A 20,523-nucleotide genomic window follows, 5' to 3' on the forward strand; every position below is an offset into this window, starting at 1 on the left:
GGCCGTCGTGGACCCGGTGCAGGGACACCCGTGCTCAGCTCGCCGTGCAGGTCGGTGTCGGTGCGCTGGGCGTGCCGGTGGCGGACCCGAGGAAGCCGAAGGCGGTGCTGGCGCCGGCGGCCAGCGCGCCGTTGTAGCTGACGTTGCGCGCGGTGACCGTCGAGCCCTGGCTGGTGACGGTCGCGTTCCACGCCTGGCTGACCGTCTGGCCGGTGGCGAAGGTCCAGGTCACCGTCCAGCCGCTGATCGCCCGGTTGCCGGCCGTGACCCGTACCTCGCCCTGGAAGCCGCCGGACCACTGGCTGGTCACCGTGTACGTGGCCGTGCAGCCGCCACCACCCGGCGGGGGAGTGGTCGGGGGCGGCGTGGTGGGCGGGGGCGTGGTCGGCGGGGGCGTGGTGGTGTGTCCGCCCCAGCCGGCGGTGGAGTCCAGCCAGGCCGCCCGGCGCAGCATCCAGTCCCGCATCACCTGCACCTGGCCCTGCCAGGTGGGAGCGGTCGGCGTGACGAAGAAGCTGATCATCCGGGTGGTCAGGTTGGGCCAGCGCTGGAAGTTGCGCTGGGCGCCGTTGGCCAGGGGCGCGCTCAGCGCGTTGATCCGGGCCTGCAACGAGGCGTCGGAGAGCGGCCCACGGCGAAGCGTCTGCCACCGTTGCCGGACCTGGTTCACGAAGGCAGGATCGCGCAGCAACTGGGTGTACCAGTCGTTCGCCACCGGCTGTCGGACCTGCTGGTGCTGCCACCCGGAGGTCTGGTCGTTGGCGAAGAAGCCGCCCACGCCGAAGCTCAGGTCGTAGTCCCAGAGCGGACCGGCGAAGATCTTGGTGTCCCGGTCCTTGTAGAAGTACGCGCTGCGGACGTACGAGTCCATCTCGCGGCTGAGTTCGTTGACGATGAGCTGGTCGATGAAGGAGTCCACGTCGATGTACGCCCGGTAGCCGCTGACCGGGTCGGCGAAGTCCGGTGCGCGCAGCACGTCGTGGAACTCCTGGATGTGGGTGCGCAGCCAGTCCCGCTGTTCCGGCTGCAACGGCGACGGGTCGGCCACCTCCAGGTAGTTCCAGCAGCTCGCGGCCGGACCGGTGCATGGCAGCGTGGGCTCCTCGGCGGCCATCCACTCGAACTTCCAGATGTAACCGCCGGTGATCCTCGGCAGCGTCCGGTCGTCGGCACGCAACTGCTTGAGGTCGAGGCGGTTCTTGGAGTTCTTGATCGTCTCCACGATCATGTAGACGCCCAGGTAGTCGTCGGCCCCGACCGGACCGGCGTCAGTGTTCAGATAGAACTCGGCGAAGGCGTAGCGCGGGGCGGGCAGGCCCATCTCGCGGCCGAGGTCGTAGACGAACGCCTCCCGGATCAGTGCCTTGTCGGTGAACGGTCCGCGCAGCACCCAGTCCGAGTCGGCGGGCATACCCAGCACCGGATAATCGGCGTCGTCGTCCTCGTTGTCCCAGAACTCGACGCGGAACGGCGTCTTGTCGAACGTCGCCGAGGACTGGCCGCGCAACCGGAAACCGGCCCGGGTGGCCATGGTGGGCGCGGCACCCAGCGAGGTGGTCCCACCGCCCGGCTCGAAGATCATGGTGGTGGCGTCGAAGTACTCCCGGTCCGGCCGCCCCGCGCCGTACGAGTCGATCAGGATCACCGGCAGGTCGTGGGCGGTGGTGGTGTTCTGAGCGACGTACATGGCGGTGCCCGGCGCGCCGGAGGCGGTCTGCCCGACGAAGGCCTGCGCCCGCAGTTGGGTGGTCCGGGTGAAGCGCAGCGCGGTGCCCGAGTAGACCGGCGACTGCGCGGTGGGCAGGTTCCCGTCGGTGGTGTAACGGATCTGCGCGCCGCTGACGGTGGTGCTCAAGGCCACCGTCAGCGCGCCCTGGAAGGTACCGCTGGGCACCGAGAAGACGATGTCGCCGACCAGGTCGTCGGCGGCGGATGCGGCCGCCGCGTCGGCGGCGGTCCGGGTGGCGGCGCCGGTGGTCGGCTCGGCGCCGGCGGGCGACGGTGACGGGGCGAGCAACCCGGCGACCAGCACGGCGACGGCTGCGATCGCGGCGGTGCGCAGTGGTGCCGCCGCGGTGCGGACGGTCAGACGCACGATGCCTCCTGAACGGATCGATGGGGGATGGTGGTCGGTGCGGTGCCCACCGGTGCGGTGCCGCCCTGGAAGTGCCGCCGCAGTGTGCGTCGCCACGGCGAGTCCGGCAGGTCCGGACGGAGGGCGGCCAGCCCGGTGGCGTACTTGGAGATGCGGACGGGGCGCAGCCCGGCACGCCAGAGCAGCCGATCCGCGTGCGTGGCGGCGGAGCCGGTCTTGGTCTCCACCACGGCCAGGTCGGGCAGCCGCAGGACGAGGTCGCCGTCCTGCCAGGTCAGGGCGGTGTCGACGGTGACCCGGCTGGCGGTGGCCGGCAGCAGCAGCGTCGTCCGCCGGTATCCGGTGACCAGGACCGGTGCCAGGGTGCTGCCGGAGGCGGGCGCGACCGCCTCGCGCACCAGGGCCTCGTCCACGAAGGCGCGGCCGGGGCGCACGGTGGCCCGGTCCTGCGGGTGGTACGGCAACCGGTGCTTGGTGATGCTGCCACGCGCCCCGCTGATCTTGACTTCCAGCCAGCACTGGGCGGAGTCGAGGTAGGTGCGGGTCCGCACCTTGAACCGCCGCCGCCGCCGGTAGGCCGCGCAGTGGTAACTGGCCAGCAGCGGGGTGTCGAAGTAGACCGACTCGTAGCGGAAGCTGCGCTCCCCGTCGATCTCCAGCACCTGCGCGTACGCGGCGAGCTGGCCCAGCAGGTCGGGCAACTGGTGGACCGGGACGACGTACTTGCGGTCCACCCTGGTCTGCAGGGCTGCCTGCCCGAGGACGTCGGCCAGTCCCACCGGGGTCATCGCCGCCAGGACCGGGTCGACCGGCGACGCGGTCACCGGTGGGCTCCCGCCGGTGCGGCAGTGCCGGCCGCGGCCGTGGCGCTGCTGGGCCGGCCCTTCACCGAGTACCGGACGTCCACCACGGTCGTCTCGTTGACCAGGTCGAGTCGCTGCACGGTGACGACGTGCACCCGGCCGCCAAGGAGCTGTTCCAGTTGCGCGACGAGCGCGAGATGGTCGGTGACCGCCGAGTCGAGCACCAGGATCTGGTGCCGGTAGTGGCGGAGCAACCGGGGATGGTCGCCGAGGAACATCACCACCAGGATGAGACCCATCAGCCCGGCACTGAGCCAGAGCTGGGTGGTGCTCAGCGCGCCGAGGATGCCCAGCGCCAGCGCCGAGAAGTAGTACGCGACCTCGTGCTGGTCGAGTTCGGTCGACCGCAGCCGGATGATGGACAGTACGCCGAACAGGGCCAGGCCCAGACCGAGCCCGGCACCGACGTTGCTGGCGCTCAGGGCGCTAGCAACCGCCAAAACGCCGACGTTGACGCCCAGGTAGGCGACGACGAGGTCGCGGCGGCGGTGGCGGGGGAAATAGAGCCCGAAGACGAGCAGGGCCACCGCGCCGACGTCGATCGCGAACAGGATCAGCTGCGACATCTCGTACGTTCCTCCTGGGTCGCCACCGCGCCGGCCGGCGATCGTCCACAGCACCTCCGACGCACCGTGCAGGACCGGCCCAACGCCACCGAAATTTCCGGTGAACTTGCGGGAAGTAGTCCGGGAATATTAGACCGACGGTTCGTAGCAGGTCAATAACTCTCGGTATTCTTCTCAGTGGCGGGGCGTGGACGCCCGGTGTCTGGAGGCGTTGTCACACGTCGAGCCGCCGCCCTCCGGTGAGGTCGGTCCAGGGGGCGGGCGGATGTTCGCGCCGCTGCGAGTGTCGGTGCGCTTCCTGGTAACCGGAATTTGCGAACTACTTCCGGAAGTCATTGTCGATCGGCCGGCTGGCCCGCCGACCTCATGCGCGGTCCGTCGCTCGCGGAGGTGGCCGCGCAGCAGATCGACGTGCGCTCGTGGAGCCGGTCCCGGACTTCCGGTCACGTGACTGCGCTGACCCGCTTCCGCGGCGCTATGCGACCACCATGCTGCGGGCCTGGGTCAGGCCCCCGACCATCTCTCGTAGAGCGGCGACGATCGACGCCTCGTTCTCCGGCCGTAGCCGGGACACCGGGACGGAGATGCTCACCGCGTCCACCGCCGGGGACGACAGCGGCACGGCCATCGCGAAGCAGACGATGCCCTCGGCGTTCTCCTCGCGGTCGACGGCGTGACCGTCCGTCCGGACGTCGGCCAGCGCGGCGTGCAGGGCGTCGCGGTCACAGACGGTGTGCGGGGTGAGGCGGGGCAGCGGCCAGGTCAGCATCGTGTCGACAATGTGCTCCGGGTGCCCGGCCAGCAGGGCCTTGCCGAGGGCGGTGGCGTGCGCCGGCAGTCGGCGCCCGATCGCGCTGTAGAGCCGCAGCCGGTGAACCGACTCCCGCTTGGCCAGGTACACCACCTGGTCGCCGTCGAGCCGGCCCAGGTGGACGGCCTCGCCGAACCGGCGGGACAACTCGTCGAGGACGCCGCCGAGCAGGCCGACCCGGTCGTCTCCGTCGAGATAGGCGGCGCCGACCCGTAGGGCCCGCAGGCCGAGCCGGAACCGGGTGCCGGTGTCGTCGGCCTGCACCCAGCCGCGACTGGTCAGCGTGCGCAGCAGCCCGTGCAGGCTGCTCTTGGGGATGCCGAGGGCCCGGGCCAGGTCGCCCAGTGCCCACGAGCGTGGCTGGTCGGCGAGCAGTTCGAGCAGGTCGAGGGTGCGTCCGGCCGACTTGACGGGCTGGAACTCCTCTGGCGCGGTGGGCACCGGCCCACTCTAGCGAAGCCGGTACGCCTCCAGTAAGGTCACGTACGTGACTGACGTTCAAGGATCTGAACAGCTTACCGTTGGACGGGTGCTTCCGGTCGTGGTCCTCGACGACGCCCGGCACGCCGATCCACTCGCCTCGGCGCTGGTGAAGGGTGGTCTGGCGGCGATCGAGGTGACTCTGCGTACCGCTGCCGGGCTGGACGCGATCGCGGCGGTGGCCGGGCGGGGTGACCTGACCGTCGGTGCCGGCACCGTGCTCACCGTCGCGCAGGCCGAGCGGGCCGTCGCCGCCGGCGCCCGGTTCGTGGTGACCCCCGGTTTCGCGCCCGCCGTGGTGCGCTTCTGCCAGGAGGCCGGAGTGCCGGTGTTCCCCGGCGCGGCCACCGCGACCGAGATCCAGATGGCCCTCGACGCCGGTCTGAACGTGGTCAAGTTCTTCCCCGCCCAGCAACTGGGCGGCACTCCGATGATCAAGGCGCTCTCGGCGCCGTTCCGCGACGTACGGTTCATCCCCACCGGCGGCATCACGCCCGCCGTGATCGACGACTATCTGGCCCTGCCCGCCGTGCTGGCCGTCGGCGCCACCTGGATGGTGGCGTCGGACCTCGTCGCCGCTGAACGGTGGGACGAGATCACCAGCCGGACCGCGTCGGCGGTGGCGGCGGCGGAGTCTCGTGGCGGCACGCAGCGCAGCGGAGCGCCGGCATGAGCGAGCAGGTTACCGGGCTGAGCCCACGTCCGAAGGACGAGTGCCGGTTCGACCTGGTCTCGCTCGGCGAGGTCATGTTGCGGCTCGACCCCGGCGAGGGGCGGGTCCGCACCGCCCGTCAGTTCCGGGCCTGGGAGGGCGGCGGCGAGTACAACGTCGCCCGGGGCCTGCGCCGCTGCTTCGGCCTGCGGACCGCGGTGGTCACCGCGTTCGCGCAGAACGAGGTCGGCCGGCTGCTGGAGGACCTCATCCTGCAAGGGGGAGTGGACACCAGCTTCGTCAGCTGGCTGCCCTACGACGGCATCGGTCGCAGCGTCCGCAACGGCCTGAACTTCACCGAGCGTGGTTTCGGCGTACGCGGCGCGGTCGGCACCTCCGACCGGGGCCACTCCGCCGCCAGCCAGCTCAAGCCGGACGCCGTGGACTGGGACCACCTCTTCGGCACGCTCGGGGTGCGGTGGCTGCACACCGGCGGCATCTACGCGGCGCTGTCGGAGACGGCCGCGGAGACCGCCGAGGCCGCCATGACCGCCGCCCGCCGGCACGGCACGATCGTCTCCTACGACCTGAACTACCGGCCCAGCCTCTGGAAGGCGGTGGGCGGCCAGGACCGCGCGCAGGAGGTGAACCGGCGCCTCGCCGCTCTGGTCGACGTGATGATCGGCAACGAGGAGGACTTCACCGCCTGCCTCGGGTTCGCGGTGCCGGACACCGACATCCACAGTGGCGCCCTGGACACCGGCAACTTCAAGACGATGATCGAGGCTGTCGTCGAGGCGTACCCGAACTTCAAGGTCGTGGCGACCACGCTGCGTGGGGTGCACAGCGCGACGGTCAACGACTGGGGCGCGGTGGCCTGGTCGGGCGGCGCGTTCGCCGAGGCGACCCACCGGCCCGGCCTGGAGATCCTCGACCGGGTCGGCGGCGGCGACAGCTTCGCCTCCGGGCTGATCTACGGCCTGCTGGAGCGCGACGGCGACCTGGCACAGGCGGTGGAGTACGGCGCTGCGCACGGCGCCCTGGCGATGACCACCCCCGGCGACACGTCGATGACCAGCCTGGCCGAGGTGGAGGCCCTGGTACGCGGAGCCGGGGCCCGGGTGCAACGCTGAACGTCGGCCGGCCGGGTCGGGACTCACCCGATCCGGCCGGTGAGCACGGTGACTCGCACGTGCTCGCGGAACCGTGTCTCCGGATGCAGCGCGTCGCCGATCATCGTGGACAACTCGGACCGCTTTTCGGGCGGGGGCAGGGCGTCGAGCGGGAAGGCCGAGTGGACGCCACCGACAAGCTCGTCGAGGTCGATCTCGTCGGTGTAGTCGACAGCCGTCACGGCCACTTCGTAGCCGGCCCGGTCGAGTCCGGCGCGATACCGGTGCTGACGCTCGATCGTGGCCGCGGCGAGTGTTCCGTGACGACGGGGAGTGACCGGCTCGTCGGCCCGGCGATGTCGGTGTCGGCGACTATCCTCACGCCTCGTGACCTCGCAGCTGAACGACCTTCCCACCGACCTGGCCGAGCTGTTCGCCGACGCGCAGTCGCGCCGCCGCACTCTGCCCGTGTCACTCCCGCCCGGCCGGACGGTCCACAGCGAAGAGGGCGACGACGACGAGCGCCCCGCGTTGTGGCTCAGCGACGGTCCGGCGCCGTCGGGACTGTGGCCGGATCTGCACGCGGCGCACGCCGGGTCGGGGCTGTGGCCGCTGCTCCTCGACCATCTGCACGGCGCGCCGGATCGCCCCTGGGCCGACGGTGAGCTGTGGCCGGCGAGCAGTTCCGACCCGGCGGAACACGATCCCGAGCGGCTGCTGGCCAGGTGGTGGTCGGACCACACCACCAACTACGAGGGCGGTGAGCCGACCAGGAGGCAACTCGCCGTGACCGCGCCCTACGGTCAGGACTGGCCCGGTCTGGCCGCACCGGCACCGCCCCGGGTGGCGCCGCAGGAGCACGCCGACCACTGGGCCGAGCAGTTGTCACTGGCCCAGCCCGACATGCGGCTCGGTCTGGTCGCCGCCGAGCGGGGCAGCGACGCGCTCGCCGTCCTGGGCTGGCAGGGGCCGGTCAACTACACCAACGACGCCGGCCGGCTCTCCGCGGTGCTGCGCAGCTGGGAGGACCGGTTCGGGGTCCGCGTGATCGGCCTCGGCTTCGCCGAGCTGTATCTGTCGGTCGCCGCTCCGCCGACGACGGTCGAGGAGGCGCTGCCGATCGCGGCCGAGCACTTCGCCTTCTGCCCGGACAACATCTGGCAGGGGCAGAGCCCGTGCACGCTCGCGGGTTACGCGGACCGCATCGTCAACGCCCCGACCTGGGCGTTCTGGTGGGACTGACGGTCGGGGACCTCAGGCGGCGGGGTGTTCGGCCGGCTCGGTGGTGAGGGTGACCAGGAACGCCGCGTGGTCGGTCGTCCCGCGCATGCCGATCGACCGGCTGGCGGTGATCGTCAGGTCGGGGGTGGCCATGAACTGCTGCACCCCGCCGTCGTGCAGATGCTGGTAGCCGGCGGGTACGCAGGACCGCACGTCGGGCGTGCCGCCGTGCCGCAGGTTGAGGTCGCCGCTGACCACCGTGGGCTGATAGCCGGCACCCGCGTGCAGCTCGGGTACGGCCACCCCGAGCAGGTGCCCGCACTGGGCCAGCGCCAACGTGGAGCTGGTGTACGCCAGGTGCGTGGTGCAGGCGTAGAACACGGTGCTGGCGTCCACGCAGAGCCAGGCGCGCTGCTCCGGGTCGGCCGGGTCCTGCGCCGGGAAGACCCCCCGGTGCAGCTCGTGCCCCCGGTACGGGTCGGCGGTGTGGGTCAGCACGCCGACGCCGTACTGCTGGCCGTTGACGCAGCGGTAGGGCTCTCCGGTGCGGCCGTTGCGGGCGGGCTGGAAGGCCGCGACCACGGTGCCGGAGTGCACCTGCTTCATGGTGCGCTCCAACGCGTCCACGTCACCGGAGCAGATCTCGTTGAGCGTGACGATGTCCGGGCGTTCGGCGCGGATCACCTCGGCGGCCTGGTCCACCGCCCGCCCGGTGTAGCAGCCGGTGGCCATCCCGCTGTTGCACAGGTTCATCTGCAACACCCGCAGCGGGGTGGGTGCGGTGGCCGGGGCGGTCGCCGAGCAACCGGCCAGCAGCGCGGTGGCCGCGAGCAGGCCGAGGGCGGCGCGCAGCGGACGGGGGACGCGGAAGCGACGACGAGCCAATGCACCTGCCCTGGACGTGCGGAGGGGTGGCAAGTGTATCGACCGCTCCGTCCCGGTCGTGACGCTGTGCGATCGGCGTGGTCGGGCTGGGTGGCCACACCGATCGTGTACGTGGCGTCCTGCTTGAGCAGTGCCGTGCTGCCGTCGGTGACGATCTCGGTGTACGCGAGACCGTTCTGGTGCCGCAGGTACCGTCCGGTGTGCCCGTGTGTGGTCACCTGCAACGATCGGCGGGCGCCCACCGGCAGCGCGACCGGTTGCCGGGGCGTGATCGACCGGGACGCGTCGATCAGGGCGCGATTGACGGCGCGTACCCGGGCCTCGTCCGTGGGCTGCCACTCGTACGCGAAGAAGCCGCCGCTGGGGCTGTACTCGTGCCCGGGTGCCCGCAGTCCCAGACCGCCGAACTCGCCGAGCACCGCGATCCGGGAGGCGGACGGCACGGGGGACCAGCGGCGGGCGTTCGGTACCGGCACGGTGAACTCGGTGAACCCGCCGGTGGCGGTGCGGCGGTAGTGCAGGTGGTGGCGGTTGTCGGCGGCGGCGCGCTGCACCCCGGACAGGGCGCTCTCCACCGGGAACGGCACGTTGACCCGTTCCGGCAGATCGACGCCGAACTGCGGGGCGTCTTCGGTGGCACGGCCCGGGCGGGGTGGGCGGATCACATCGACATCAATCATCATCTATGGCGGGCCGTCGGTGGGTCGGGCGCCGGGCGCCGGGTTCAGTCCCGCAGCGGGTACGGGATGAAGGTGCTGCGGTTCTCGTCCAGGTCCAGGTGCCGGCTGATCGGCGGGGCGGCCCGCTGCGGGCAGGTCATCCGTTCGCAGGTCTTGCAGCCGGGCCCGATCGGGATCGCCGCCTCGGACGCGTGCAGATCCATCCCGGTGGAGTAGACCAACCGCCCGGCGTGCCGTGTCTCGCAGCCCAACCCGATCGCGTACACCTTGCCGGGTTGGCCGTAACCGCCGTGGTGACGGGTGATGGTGCGGGCGATCCAGAGGTAGCGCTGCCCGTCGGGCATCGCGGCGACCTGGGTGACCACCCGGCCGGGCGCGCCGAACGCCTCGTAGACGTTCCACAGCGGGCAGGTGCCGCCGGTGCGGGAGAACGGAAAACCGGTGGCGGACTGCCGCTTGGACATGTTGCCGGCCCGGTCCACCCGGACGAACGAGAACGGCACGCCGCGCGCCCGGGGACGCTGCAACGTGCTCAGCCGGTGGCAGACCGTCTCCCAGCCGATGGCGTAGTGCTGGGTCAGCAGGTCGATGTCGTAGCGGCGATGCTCGGCGGCGGCCAGGAAGTGCTCGTACGGCAGCAGCAGCGCCGCCGCGAAGTAGTTGGCTAGGCCGACCCGGGTCAGGATCTGGGTCTGCACGTCGTCGAAGTTCTCCGACTCGACGATCTCGTCGATCACGTCGGCGAACTCCAGCAGCGCGATCTGCGCGGCCATCCGCATCGCCTCCTGCCCGCCCCGCAGCGAGGTGGACAGGTGCAGGGTGCGGGTCTGCGGGCGGTAGCGGTGCAGGTCGCCGCCGAGCGAGCCGGCGTCCTCGCGGGTGACACGTACCCCGTGCCGCTGCGCCAACCGTTCGCGCAGCAGTACGCGCACCTCGCCCCGGCGCAGCGCCATCCGGGCGGCCAGCCGCTCGGCCTCCTCGTCCAGGTCCGGCACGTAGTTCTGCCGCCGGTAGAAGAACTCGGTCACCTGGTCGTGCGGGCTGCGTCCGAGCCGTTCCCGGTCGCCGACCAGCTCGGCGAGCTGCTCGTCGGCCTGCTGGTAGCGACGGTGCAGGTCGATCACGGCGGCGGCCACCTCGGGCAGCCGGGTGGCGAGTTCGGTGAGCTCGGTGATCCCGGCCCGGGCGGGCAGGGCCTCGCGCAGCCCGGCGACCAGGCGCGGGGTGTCGTGCGCGGCGAACACGGTCGGGTCGACGCCGAACAGTTCGGTGATGCGTAGCAGCACCGGGACGGTCAGCGGGCGGGTGTCGTGCTCGATCTGGTTCAGGTAGCTCGGGGAGATGCTGAGGTGGCGGGCCAGCTCGGTCTGGCTGATCCCGCGTTCCTCGCGCAGCCGGCGCAGGCGGGCGCCGGCAAAGGTCTTGGTCATCGCCGCAACCTCCCGATCGGCGGACTGGGTCGGGCCACATTAGCACTGCTGCGAATAGAGGCTTTCGCAACTTTGCAAAATCGCTCTCCGGCTTTTCAATAATTGGCTATTTCCGTCTCTCGACCTGCCCCGACAGTCCGTGTGACCGTGAGTGGCACACCGGTGGGCGGCGTCGGCGTCGACGCGCCGATGGGTCAATCGAGAAGCCGAAGGGGATGAATGCGATGCTTTCCACGGTCGAGCAGTTGCAGCACGAATGGGAGACCAACCCCCGCTGGCGCGGAGTACGGCGCAGCTACCGCGCCGAGGACGTCATCCGGTTGCGCGGCGCCATCGGGGAGGAGCACACCCTGGCCCGGCACGGGGCCAACCGGCTGTGGCGGCTGCTCAGCAGCGAGGACTACGTCCACGCGCTGGGCGCGCTCACCGGCAACCAGGCGGTGCAGATGGTCCGCGCCGGGCTCAAGGCGATCTACCTGTCCGGCTGGCAGGTGGCCGCCGACGCCAACCTGGCCGGGCACACCTACCCGGACCAGAGCCTCTACCCGGCCAACTCGGTGCCGGCCGTGGTGCGCCGGATCAACAACGCGCTGCTGCGGGCGGCCCAGATCACCACCGCCGAGGGCGACACCTCGGGGATCGACTGGCTGGCGCCGATCGTCGCCGACGCCGAGGCCGGTTTCGGCGGTGTGCTCAACGCGTACGAGCTGATGAGCGCGATGATCGCGGCGGGCGCGGCCGGCGTGCACTGGGAGGACCAACTCGCCGCCGAGAAGAAGTGCGGCCACCTCGGCGGGAAGGTGCTCATCCCCACCGGGCAGCACATCCGCACCCTGGAGGCGGCCCGGCTCGCCGCCGACGTCGCCGGTGTGCCGACGGTGGTCGTGGCCCGTACCGACGCGCAGGCGGCCACGCTGCTGACCACCGACGTGGACGAGCGGGACCGGCCGTACGTCACCGGCGAGCGCACCGCGGAGGGCTTCTACCGGGTCCGCAACGGCATCGAGCCGTGCATCGCCCGAGGGCTGGCGTACGCCCCGCACGCCGACCTGATCTGGATGGAGACCAGCACGCCGGACCTGGAGGTGGCCCGCCGCTTCGCCGAGGCGATCAAGGCCGAGCACCCGGACCAGATGCTGGCCTACAACTGCTCGCCGTCGTTCAACTGGCGCAAGCACCTCGACGACGCCACCATCGCCAAGTTCCAGCGCGAGCTCGGCCACATGGGATACAAGTTCCAGTTCATCACGCTGGCCGGCTTCCACGCGCTGAACTACTCGATGTTCGACCTGGCCCGGCGCTACGCCGCCGAGGGGATGCCGGCGTACGTCTCGCTCCAGGAGCGGGAGTTCGCGGCCGAGGCGGCCGGCTACACCGCGGTCAAGCACCAGCGTGAGGTGGGCACCGGCTACTTCGACCTGATCAGCACGGTGCTCAACCCGGCCGCCGAGACCACCGCGCTGCGGGGATCGACCGAGGAGGAGCAGTTCGCATGAGGTACGAGATCATCGGCCAGGTGGCGGAGCGCTTCGACGAGGTGCTCACCGCCGAGGCGCTGGAGTTCCTGGTCACGCTGGACAGCGAGTTCTCCGCCCGCCGGGTGGCGCTGCTGGACACTCGACGGGCCCGCCGGGACCGGTTCGCCACCGGCCAGCTACCCGACTTCCTGCCGGATACCTTCGGCGTCCGTGCCGACCCGAGCTGGCGGGTGGCACCGCCCGCGCCCGGACTGGAAGACCGGCGGGTCGAGATCACCGGCCCGCCGGACCGCAAGATGACGATCAACGCGCTGAACTCCGGAGCCCGGGTGTGGCTCGCCGACTTCGAGGACGCCACGGCCCCGACCTGGGACAACGTCATCCGTGGCCAGCTCAACCTGATGGACGCCCTGGACCGCCGGATCGACTTCACCGACGCGCGCGGCAAGCGGTACGCCCTCGGCGACGACCTGGCCACCATCGTGGTCCGTCCACGTGGCTGGCATTTGGTGGAGAAGGGGATCGTGGTGGACGGTCGACCGATCTCGGCCAGCCTGGTCGACTTCGGGCTCTACCTCTTCCACTGCGCCCGGCGGCAACTCGCGGCCGGCGCGGGGCCGTACTTCTATCTGCCGAAGCTGGAGGACCACCGCGAGGCGCGGCTGTGGAACGACGTCTTCGTCTTCGCCCAGCACTACCTTCGGCTGCCGCAGGGCACGATCCGGGCGACCACCCTGATCGAGACGATCACCGCCGCGTTCGAGATGGAGGAGATCCTCTATGAACTGCGGGACCACTCGGCGGGGCTGAACGCCGGCCGGTGGGACTACATCTTCAGCATCATCAAGAACTTCGGGCAGTGGCCGGACTTCGTCCTGCCGGACCGGGCCGAGGTGACGATGACCGTGCCGTTCATGCGCGCGTACACCGAATTGCTGGTGCGGACCTGTCACCGGCGCGGGGCGCACGCGATCGGCGGGATGGCCGCGTTCGTGCCCAGCCGCGACCCGGCGGTCAACGAGACGGCGCTGAGCCGGGTGCGGGCCGACAAGGAGCGGGAGGCCGCCGCCGGCTTCGACGGCTCCTGGGTGGCCCACCCCGGCCTGGTGCCGACCTGTCGTGGGGTGTTCGACGCGGTGCTCGGCGCGCGCCCGCACCAACTCGGCCGGCAGCGCGACGACGTCGAGGTCACCGCCGCCGACCTGCTCGCCGTGGACAAGACCCCCGGTCAGGTCACCGAGGCGGGACTGCGATCGAACATCGCGGTGGCGCTGCGCTACGTCGACGCCTGGCTCGGCGGGGCCGGTGCGGTGGCCCTGTGGAACCTGATGGAGGACGCGGCGACCGCCGAGATCGCCCGCTGCCAGGTCTGGCAGTGGCTGCACCACGGTACGCCGCTGGCCGGCGGCGGCAGCGTGACCGAGGAGCGGGTCCGGACGATCCTCGCCGAAGAACTGGCCGCCCTGGTCGAGGGGCGCGGTGACACCGCCGGGCGCGAGCGCGCCGGGCACGCGGCGCGCATCGTCGAGGAAACCGCCCTCGGCGAGGACCTGCCCGCCTTCTTCACCACCGGCGCGTACGCCCGACACCTCAGCCCGGTGCGCCGCCCGGCCCCGGCCGCCGGATGAGGTATCCGGTGCTCCGGCGGCAGGGCCCGGCGGGACGTCGGGTGCGGGCCATGTCGGTCGGGCCCGGTCGGACTGAGCGCGGCGGCGGAATGTCATCGGGCGGGTGCGGGCCATGCCGGTCGGGCGCTATCGAGCTGAGAGCGTCATCGGATCGGAGCTTCTAGCGGCCATCGCTGGGAGTCGCGGAGCGGGGGGGGGGTGAGTCGCCAGCCGGGTGGTCACGACGGGCGACTGCACAAACGGCTCAGCTCGATAGTGGTCTCACCCGATACCACGAGGGCACGAACGCCGGCGGCGAGGTCGACCGCCACCCGGGCCTGGTCCCGCCGCCGTCGACCGGGAGGCGGCGAGACCAGGCCGGTCGGTCAGGTGTCGATCCGGGTGATGTTGCGGATCTTGTTTGAGGCGTCCAGCGCCGCCACCTTGTACGCCTCGGCCAGCGTCGGGTAGTTGAACACCGTGTCGACCAGGTAGTCGACCGTGCCGCCGCAGCCCATCACCGCCTGTCCGACGTGGACGATCTCGGTGGCGCCGGTGCCGAAGACGTGCACGCCCAGCAGTCGGCCGTCGTCCGGCGAGACGAGCAGCTTCAGCATGCCGTACGAGTCGCCCACGATCTGGCCTCGGGCCAGCTCGCGGTAGCGGGCGATGCCCACCTCGAACGGCGTGGTGCTCTCGGTCAGCTCGTCCTCGGTCTTCCCGACGAAGCTGATCTCCGGGATGGTGTAGATGCCGATCGGCTGCAACTCGTGCATCGGGCGTTCCGGCTCGCCGCAGGCGTGCTGGGCAGCCAGCCGGCCCTGTTCCATCGAGGTGGAGGCCAGCGCAGGGAAACCGATCACGTCACCGACGGCGTAGATGTTCTCCACGGTGGTCCGGTAGTTGGCGTCCACCTCGATCCGGCCGCGCCGGTCGGCGGTCAGCCCGGCCGCCTCCAGGCCCAACCCGTCGGTCTGGCCCTGCCGTCCGGCCGAGTACATGACCGTGTCCGCGACGATCCGCTTACCGCTCTTGAGTACGCAGAGCGCCGCGTTCTGGTGCTTCTCCACCGCGGCGACCTCCTCGCCGAAGCGGAACGTCACCGACAGGTCGCGCAGGTGGTACTTGAGCGACTCGACGATCTCCTCGTCGCAGAAGTCGAGCATCCGCTCGCGGCGTTCCACCACCGTCACCTTGGTGCCCAGCGCGGCGAACATGGAGGCGTACTCCATGCCGATCACGCCCGCGCCGACCACCACCATGCTGCGCGGCACGGCCTGGAGGTTGATGACTCCGTCGGAGTCGACGATGGTGCGGTCGTCGAAGTCGACGCTGTCCGGTCGGGCCGGGCGGGTGCCCGCAGCGATGATGGCCTTGTCGAAGGTGATTTTCGAGTCCCGTCCGGAGCCGCCGTCGACCCAGACCGTGTGCGGGTCGGCGAAGCGGCCGGTGCCGGTGATCAGGGTGACCCGGTTGCGGGTCAACTGGTTACGGATGACGTCGGTCTGGCGGTTGATCACGTGTTGGGTCCGGGCCGCCAGGTCGCTGACGGTGATCTCGTCCTTCACCCGGTAGCTGCTGCCGTAGAGGTCTCGTTGGCTCAGGCCGGTCAGATAGAGGACGGCCTCGCGCAGGGTCTTCGACGGGACGGTGCCGGTGTTGATGCAGACCCCGCCGAACATGTCGCGCCGATCCACGACGCCCACCCGCCGGCCGAGTTTGGCGGCGGCGATGGCGGCCTTCTGGCCGCTCGGCCCTGAGCCCAGTACCAACAGGTCGTAGTCATACACGATCACTAGCGTCGCAAGATGGCGTGGACCGCGCCAGGGCTGCCGACCAAGCGGTACGAGGGTTTACCTTCCTGGAATGTTGGCACGTTCGGCCATCCCCCCACCGCTAGCTGATCATGCTAGGTTAGGCTTACCTTACAGGAGGTGTGCATGGGGTTCGCCGCACAGGTGCGCGAGTTGACCAGGGCAGACCATCGGGCCGCGCAGAACGTGACGTACTTCGACGCCCTGCTGTCGGGGCAACTCGACCGAGCCGGGTACGCCGCGCTGTTGGAGCAGCTCCACGTGGTCTACCAGACGATCGAGGAGGCCGCCGAGGCGATGCGGGAGGACCCGGTGGCCGGACCGTTCGTCGTCGACGAACTGCACCGGTTGCCGCGGATCGAGGACGACCTGCGGTTTCTGAACGGCCCGGACTGGGCCACCCGGATCGCGCCGAGCCACGCCACCCGACAGTACCAGGAACGTCTGCGGGAGGTCGCGTTCACCTGGCCGGCGGGCTTTGTGGCCCACCACTACACCCGGTACATGGGTGACCTCTCCGGCGGGCAGGTGATGGTGCGGGCGGTACGCCGCACGTTCGGGCTCGACACCGACGGCGTCCGCTTCTTCCTCTTCCCGGACCTGGACGCGAAGGATTTCAAGCAGCACTACCGCGAGTTGCTCGACACGGCGCCGTGGGACGAGGTCGAGCGGCAACGCTTCCTGGACGAGGTGTCGTGGGCGTACCGGCTGAACACCGAGATGATCGCCGAGCTGGGCCGGGACGTGGTGCGGGGGAGCGCCGCGTGAGTGCGCCGAACCCGTTTCCGCCCGAGGTGGTGGCGGCCGTGATGCGGCACATGAACACCGACCACGCCGACGACTGCCGGCTGATCTGCCAGGGGCTGGGCGGTCGACCGACCGCCACGGCGGCCACCATGTCCGGAATGGACGCCGAGGCCATGTACTTCGCGGCCACCGTGGACGGTGCCCCGGTCCCGGTGCGGGTGTCCTTCAGCGCCCCGCTCACCGAACGGCGGCAGATCCGGGCCGAGGCCGCCCGGATGTACCGGGAGGCGTGCGCGGCGCTGGGCCTGACGCCGCGCCCCGACGCGAGCTGACCCCGTTCGATGTCGGGCGGCCCGCCGGTCACACCGGCGGGCCGTCACCCGTCGGTGCGGACCGGCATCACCAGCGGCGCACCCGTGCGCGGATGCGGCAGCACCTCGATCTCGTGCTGATAGACCTCACTCAGCCGGTCGGCGGTGAGCACCTCGACCGGCGGCCCGTCGGCGACCAGCCGCCCGCCGGCCAGCAACGCGATCCGGTCCGCGTACGCGGCGGCCAGCGCCAGGTCGTGCAGGACCACCACCACCGCGCCGCCCTGGCGGGCCCGCTCGCGTGCCAGCCGGAGCACCAACTCCTGGTGGTGCAGGTCCAGTGCGGCGGTCGGCTCGTCCAGCAGGAGCATCGGGGTGCGCTGGGCGAGCACCCGGGCCAGCGCGACCCGCGCCTGCTCGCCGCCGGAGAGCGCGGAGAAGACCCGGTCGGTGAAGGACTCGGTGCCGGTCAGCCGCAGGGCCTCGTGTACCACGTCGTCGTCCTCGGCGGCGTACCGGGTGCCCGCCCAGGGGGCGCGCCCCATCGCGACCACCTCGGCGACGGTGAACGGGAACGTCATGGTGGCGCGTTGCGGCAGCACGGCGCGGAGTCGGGCCAGCTCGACCGGGGTCCAGCGGTGCAGCGGGCGGCCGGCGAAGGCGATACCGCCACCGGCCGGCGGCAGGTCGCCGCAGATGGCGGCGAGCAGGGTGCTCTTGCCGGCGCCGTTCGGCCCGACCAGCGCCAGCAGTTCCCCGGCCCGTACGTCGAGGGTCACGTCGGTCAGGATCGGCCGGCCGCCGCGCCGGACACTCAACCGGTCGACCCGCAGACCGATCGGTTCACGGCCGATCTCGGTCCTCATCCCCATCCTCCCGCCCGGGCCCGGGTCCGCCGCAGCAGCCAGAAGAAGCACGGGCCGCCCACCACGGCGGTCAGCACGCCGAGCGGCAGTTCCTGGTAGTCGACCAGGGTGCGGGCGGCCAGATCCCCGGCGACGACCACGATGGCCCCGCCCAGCGCGCTGGCCGGCAGGAGCAGCCGGTGGCCCGGCCCGGCGACCATCCGGACCAGGTGCGGCACCACCAGCCCGACGAAGGAGATCACGCCGGTGAAGGCCACCGCGGCGGCGCCGAGCAGCGCGGTCACCCCGATCATGGCCAGCCGCAACCGTTCCACGTGGACGCCCAGATGCCGCGCCGACCGGTCACCGAGCGCCAGCAGGTCCAGGCGTCGGGCGGTGGCGACGGCGATCGCGATGCCGAGCGCCGCGCAGGGCGCGGTGACTCCCACGGCCGACCAGTTCGCCTGGGCCAGGCTGCCGAGCTGCCAGAACGCGATGGCGCGTACGGCGTCGGCGTCACCGAAGAACATCAGCAGGCCGATCAGCGCGCCGGCCACCGCGTTGACCGCGATGCCGGTCAGCACCAGCGTGACCACCTCGGTGCGTCCGCCGGTCCGGGACATCGAGTAGACCAGCCCGGTGGCGACGAGGCCGCCGAGGAAGGCCCCGACCGCGACGGTCCAGCCACCGAACGTGGCGACACCGGTGATGATGACCGTGGCGGCACCGACGGCGGCGCCCGAGGAGACGCCGATGACGCCCGGCTCGGCCAGCGGATTGCCGAAGACGCCCTGCATCAGCGCGCCGGCGCAGCCGAGCGCGGCCCCGACGACCACGGCGAGCACGACCCGGGGGAAGCGCACGACCCAGAGTGCGCTCTCGCCGTGCAAGGCGCTCGGCAGTGGCCCGACGTCGAGTCCCACGCGGTGCAGCAGCGATCCGAGCACCTCGGCGGGCGGCACCTGGACCTGCCCGGTGCCGGCCGCGACCAGGCAGAGCAGGACCAGGGTGACGCTCAGCCCGACCAGCAGCAGGGTCCGTCTCACGTGCACGGTCGGTGGACCGCCTCGGCGAGGGCCTGGATGGTGCGGCCGGTCCGGGCCCCGAAGCTCAGCAGCATCCCGTCGTCCATGTCCACGATCCGGCGATGCTGACCGGCCGGGGTCTGGCCGACGCCGGGCAGGGCGAGCAGTCCGTCGACGCCCTTGACCGACTCCAGCCCCTCGGTCATCACCAGGATGACGTCCGGTGCCGCGTTGATCAGACCTTCGCTGGTCAGTGGCCGGAACCGGGACAGTCCGATCTCGGTGCCGGCGTCGGTCGCCCCGATGGCCCGGATCATCTCGTCGGAGCCGGCGCCCTTGCCGCCGATCAGGTACACCCCGGCGGTACCCCGGACGTAGAGGAACGCGATGCGCAGGGGCGTACCGTCCGCCGGGGCGCTGCGGCGGGCCTCGGCGATCTCCGCGTCGACCCGGGACACCAGGAGTTCCCCGGCCGCTGGTACGCCGAGCGCGGCGGCGATGGCGCGGATGTTGCGGGGGATCGCGGCGAGACTCTGTTCGTCGTCGATCAGGACCACCGGGATGCCGGCCCGGCGGAGCTGGGTGAGCACCTCGGGTGGGCCGATGCTGGTGTCGGCGAGTACCACCGTGGGGTTCAGCCGCAGCACGGCCTCGGCGGCCAGGTCGTGGCCGGCGGGCGTGACCACCGGCAGGTGCGCGGCGGCGGCGAAGGTGGTGGAGGTGTCCCGGCCGATCACCCGGCCGCCAAGGCCGAGGCTGAACACGATCTCGGCGATGGACCCGTACAGGTTCACCGGGAGGATGCGGCTGGCGTCGGTGACGGTGACCTTCGTCCCGTCGGCCGAGTCGACGGTGGCCGGCAGGCTGCTGCCGGGATCGCCGCCGACCGGGACGACGTCGGTGTCGGCGACCACGGCGGTGGCGGGTCCGCAACCGGTCGCCGGGGTGGCGCCCGGTGCGGTGGTGGCGGCGTCGCAGGCGACGAGACCGAGCAGCGCGGGCAGCGCCAGCAGGGCGGGCAGCAGCCGCCTCATCGCTGTCCCTGCCGGCGTCGGCGGATCCGCAGGACGACCAGCAGGACCAGCAGCGCGGCGAGTCCGGCCACGATCGTGGTGAACCAGCGGCCGGCCGGTCCACTGTCGCTGACCTGGGTGGTGAGCAACGGCTGGTCGGCGCTGACCGGGTCGGCGCCGGTGCCGCCCGCACCGGTGGTTCCGCCGGCCTCGGCCGGGGCGGATCCCTCGACGGCGTCGGCCGAGGGGGGCACCCCGGCGGGCGCGCCGGAGGCGGCCGGTGCCGGTGCGGCGGAGGTCCGGGGGGTGCCGCCGGGCGCCGGGGAGGCCGGGGGGTCGGCCCGGGTGCTCGGGCTGGCCGCCGGTGCGGCGAAGGTGACCGGGACCTTGACATCCTGGGAGCGGTCGGAACTGCGGGTGTGGTCGTTGCGGCTGGCCACCACGCAGCGCCGGACGGTGCAGTCCACGTCGCCGATCGTGGTGGTCAGCCGGAGCCGGACGCTGAACGAGCCGCCGGAGCCGTACGGGACGGCCAGCCCCTCGCCGTACGCGGGCGGGTTCGACGAGATCCAGTGCGAGGCGCCGCTGGCACCGCTGGTGTCGATGCCGCCGCCGCAGGGCGAGGGTGGCGCACCGGTGCCGTTGTCGACGCAGTACGCGACGTAGATGCCCTTGGCGGTGTCGTAGCCGGAGCCGGAGACGGTGACGGTGGAACCGGCGAGGGGGATCGCGGTCGTCCGGCTGACGGAGAGGCGCTGGCCGTCGGGGCCCCTGCCGACCGTGTCCGCGTACGCGGGGCCGGCCGCGAGGGCGCCGATCACCAGCAGCACCACGCTGACCAGGGCGGCGGCGAGGCGGGCAGGCATGAGTGACCTCCGATAACTGGTT

At 71.7% G+C, this 20,523-nt stretch carries 19 protein-coding genes and 2 pseudogenes; 7 read left to right on the top strand and 14 right to left on the bottom strand.

Annotation, left to right across the window (positions count from 1 at the left end):
• Positions 1-34: 34 nt before the first annotated feature.
• The 5 genes and pseudogenes from ID554_RS33405 to ID554_RS26870 all read right to left on the bottom strand — a co-directional run.
• Positions 35-403 (bottom strand): annotated as a pseudogene (locus tag ID554_RS33405) (cellulose binding domain-containing protein); the annotation flags it as partial.
• Positions 404-490: 87 nt separating this feature from the next.
• Positions 491-2,191, bottom strand: a pseudogene (locus tag ID554_RS26855) (CotH kinase family protein); the annotation flags it as partial.
• Positions 2,086-2,919: a polyphosphate polymerase domain-containing protein gene (locus ID554_RS26860; protein WP_223884272.1), complete on the bottom strand. Its 834-nt coding sequence runs from the start codon at positions 2,917-2,919 to the stop codon at positions 2,086-2,088. The gene ID554_RS26860 and the pseudogene ID554_RS26855, both read right to left, overlap by 106 nt.
• On the bottom strand, positions 2,916-3,524 hold the full coding sequence (locus ID554_RS26865) for a DUF4956 domain-containing protein (protein WP_117228923.1): 609 nt from the start codon (positions 3,522-3,524) through the stop codon (positions 2,916-2,918). The genes ID554_RS26860 and ID554_RS26865 overlap by 4 nt, the downstream gene beginning before the upstream one ends.
• A 475-nt stretch (positions 3,525-3,999) precedes the next feature.
• Positions 4,000-4,776 carry an IclR family transcriptional regulator gene (locus tag ID554_RS26870; protein ID WP_117228876.1) on the bottom strand — a complete coding sequence of 259 codons (777 nt, stop codon included), beginning with the start codon at positions 4,774-4,776 and terminating at the stop codon, positions 4,000-4,002.
• 46 nt (positions 4,777-4,822) lie between these two features.
• Between ID554_RS26870 and eda the strand changes: the two genes are divergently transcribed.
• Together eda and ID554_RS26880 are read left to right on the top strand one after the other, a co-directional pair.
• Positions 4,823-5,488 carry a bifunctional 4-hydroxy-2-oxoglutarate aldolase/2-dehydro-3-deoxy-phosphogluconate aldolase gene (gene eda / locus ID554_RS26875; RefSeq protein WP_117228877.1) on the top strand — a complete coding sequence of 222 codons (666 nt, stop codon included), beginning with the start codon at positions 4,823-4,825 and terminating at the stop codon, positions 5,486-5,488.
• Positions 5,485-6,600, top strand: coding sequence for a sugar kinase (locus ID554_RS26880; protein ID WP_117228878.1), 1,116 nt, complete (start codon positions 5,485-5,487; stop codon positions 6,598-6,600). Before eda ends, ID554_RS26880 begins: the two co-directional genes overlap by 4 nt.
• Positions 6,601-6,623: 23 nt before the next feature.
• Here the strand turns inward: ID554_RS26880 and ID554_RS26885 are convergent, their stop codons facing one another.
• Positions 6,624-6,821: a hypothetical protein gene (locus ID554_RS26885; protein ID WP_147333491.1), complete on the bottom strand. Its 198-nt coding sequence runs from the start codon at positions 6,819-6,821 to the stop codon at positions 6,624-6,626.
• 145 nt (positions 6,822-6,966) lie between these two features.
• Here ID554_RS26885 and ID554_RS26890 point away from each other — a divergent pair, with 145 nt between their 5' ends.
• Positions 6,967-7,821, top strand: a complete 855-nt coding sequence (locus tag ID554_RS26890; protein ID WP_199489237.1) for a DUF4253 domain-containing protein — start codon at positions 6,967-6,969, stop codon at positions 7,819-7,821.
• Between the two features lie 12 nt (positions 7,822-7,833).
• On the opposite strand, the gene ID554_RS32845 is transcribed toward ID554_RS26890, so the two are convergent.
• The 3 genes from ID554_RS32845 to ID554_RS26900 are packed head-to-tail and all read right to left on the bottom strand — an operon-like array spanning position 7,834 to position 10,795.
• Entirely contained in the window at positions 7,834-8,652 is an 819-nt protein-coding gene (locus tag ID554_RS32845) for an endonuclease/exonuclease/phosphatase family protein (RefSeq protein ID WP_396888571.1), read from the bottom strand.
• Positions 8,550-9,365 carry an AbfB domain-containing protein gene (locus ID554_RS33280; RefSeq protein WP_223884273.1) on the bottom strand — a complete coding sequence of 272 codons (816 nt, stop codon included), beginning with the start codon at positions 9,363-9,365 and terminating at the stop codon, positions 8,550-8,552. The genes ID554_RS32845 and ID554_RS33280 overlap by 103 nt, the downstream gene beginning before the upstream one ends.
• A gap of 44 nt (positions 9,366-9,409) precedes the next feature.
• The gene (locus ID554_RS26900) at positions 9,410-10,795 is read right to left on the bottom strand and encodes a short-chain fatty acyl-CoA regulator family protein (protein ID WP_117228881.1); all 1,386 of its coding nucleotides are present in this window, start codon (positions 10,793-10,795) and stop codon (positions 9,410-9,412) included.
• A 224-nt stretch (positions 10,796-11,019) separates the two neighbouring features.
• Between ID554_RS26900 and aceA the strand changes: the two genes are divergently transcribed.
• The gene (aceA, locus tag ID554_RS26905; protein WP_191088934.1) at positions 11,020-12,291 is read left to right on the top strand and encodes an isocitrate lyase; all 1,272 of its coding nucleotides are present in this window, start codon (positions 11,020-11,022) and stop codon (positions 12,289-12,291) included.
• Entirely contained in the window at positions 12,288-13,901 is a 1,614-nt protein-coding gene (gene aceB / locus ID554_RS26910; protein WP_117228883.1) for a malate synthase A, read from the top strand. The genes aceA and aceB overlap by 4 nt, the downstream gene beginning before the upstream one ends.
• A gap of 365 nt (positions 13,902-14,266) precedes the next feature.
• Here aceB and sthA read toward each other — a convergent pair whose 3' ends face one another.
• Positions 14,267-15,670, bottom strand: a complete 1,404-nt coding sequence (gene sthA, locus ID554_RS26915) for a Si-specific NAD(P)(+) transhydrogenase (RefSeq protein ID WP_117228926.1) — start codon at positions 15,668-15,670, stop codon at positions 14,267-14,269.
• Positions 15,671-15,820: 150 nt separating this feature from the next.
• Here sthA and ID554_RS26920 point away from each other — a divergent pair, with 150 nt between their 5' ends.
• Entirely contained in the window at positions 15,821-16,462 is a 642-nt protein-coding gene (locus tag ID554_RS26920) for a biliverdin-producing heme oxygenase (RefSeq protein WP_117228927.1), read from the top strand.
• Positions 16,459-16,773 carry a DUF2470 domain-containing protein gene (locus ID554_RS26925; protein WP_117228884.1) on the top strand — a complete coding sequence of 105 codons (315 nt, stop codon included), beginning with the start codon at positions 16,459-16,461 and terminating at the stop codon, positions 16,771-16,773. Before ID554_RS26920 ends, ID554_RS26925 begins: the two co-directional genes overlap by 4 nt.
• A 44-nt stretch (positions 16,774-16,817) precedes the next feature.
• Here the strand turns inward: ID554_RS26925 and ID554_RS26930 are convergent, their stop codons facing one another.
• From ID554_RS26930 to ID554_RS26945, 4 genes are read right to left on the bottom strand one after another with little or no spacing between them, the layout of a single operon-like run.
• Positions 16,818-17,618 (bottom strand): heme ABC transporter ATP-binding protein, encoded by an 801-nt coding sequence (locus ID554_RS26930; RefSeq protein WP_117228928.1) that lies wholly within the window; start codon positions 17,616-17,618, stop codon positions 16,818-16,820.
• Entirely contained in the window at positions 17,615-18,643 is a 1,029-nt protein-coding gene (locus tag ID554_RS26935) for a FecCD family ABC transporter permease (RefSeq protein ID WP_117228929.1), read from the bottom strand. Before ID554_RS26935 ends, ID554_RS26930 begins: the two co-directional genes overlap by 4 nt.
• Complete coding sequence (locus ID554_RS26940; RefSeq protein ID WP_117228885.1) at positions 18,640-19,656, bottom strand: heme/hemin ABC transporter substrate-binding protein; 1,017 nt, start codon at positions 19,654-19,656, stop codon at positions 18,640-18,642. Before ID554_RS26940 ends, ID554_RS26935 begins: the two co-directional genes overlap by 4 nt.
• The gene (locus ID554_RS26945) at positions 19,653-20,501 is read right to left on the bottom strand and encodes a hypothetical protein (protein ID WP_117228886.1); all 849 of its coding nucleotides are present in this window, start codon (positions 20,499-20,501) and stop codon (positions 19,653-19,655) included. The genes ID554_RS26940 and ID554_RS26945 overlap by 4 nt, the downstream gene beginning before the upstream one ends.
• Between the last annotated feature and the right edge of the window lie 22 nt (positions 20,502-20,523).

Source organism: Micromonospora craniellae, from assembly GCF_014764405.1.
In the GTDB taxonomy this organism is placed as follows: domain Bacteria; phylum Actinomycetota; class Actinomycetes; order Mycobacteriales; family Micromonosporaceae; genus Micromonospora; species Micromonospora craniellae.

Coding starts and splice junctions, on each gene's coding strand:
- ID554_RS26865 (WP_117228923.1), bottom strand. CDS start 3,524: ATGTCGCAGCTGATCCTGTTCGCGATCGACGTCGGCGCGGTGGCCCTG.
- ID554_RS26880 (WP_117228878.1), top strand. CDS start 5,485: ATGAGCGAGCAGGTTACCGGGCTGAGCCCACGTCCGAAGGACGAGTGC.
- ID554_RS33280 (WP_223884273.1), bottom strand. CDS start 9,365: ATGATTGATGTCGATGTGATCCGCCCACCCCGCCCGGGCCGTGCCACC.
- ID554_RS26900 (WP_117228881.1), bottom strand. CDS start 10,795: ATGACCAAGACCTTTGCCGGCGCCCGCCTGCGCCGGCTGCGCGAGGAA.
- aceA (WP_191088934.1), top strand. CDS start 11,020: ATGCTTTCCACGGTCGAGCAGTTGCAGCACGAATGGGAGACCAACCCC.
- aceB (WP_117228883.1), top strand. CDS start 12,288: ATGAGGTACGAGATCATCGGCCAGGTGGCGGAGCGCTTCGACGAGGTG.
- ID554_RS26920 (WP_117228927.1), top strand. CDS start 15,821: ATGGGGTTCGCCGCACAGGTGCGCGAGTTGACCAGGGCAGACCATCGG.
- ID554_RS26930 (WP_117228928.1), bottom strand. CDS start 17,618: ATGAGGACCGAGATCGGCCGTGAACCGATCGGTCTGCGGGTCGACCGG.
- ID554_RS26940 (WP_117228885.1), bottom strand. CDS start 19,656: ATGAGGCGGCTGCTGCCCGCCCTGCTGGCGCTGCCCGCGCTGCTCGGT.
- ID554_RS26945 (WP_117228886.1), bottom strand. CDS start 20,501: ATGCCTGCCCGCCTCGCCGCCGCCCTGGTCAGCGTGGTGCTGCTGGTG.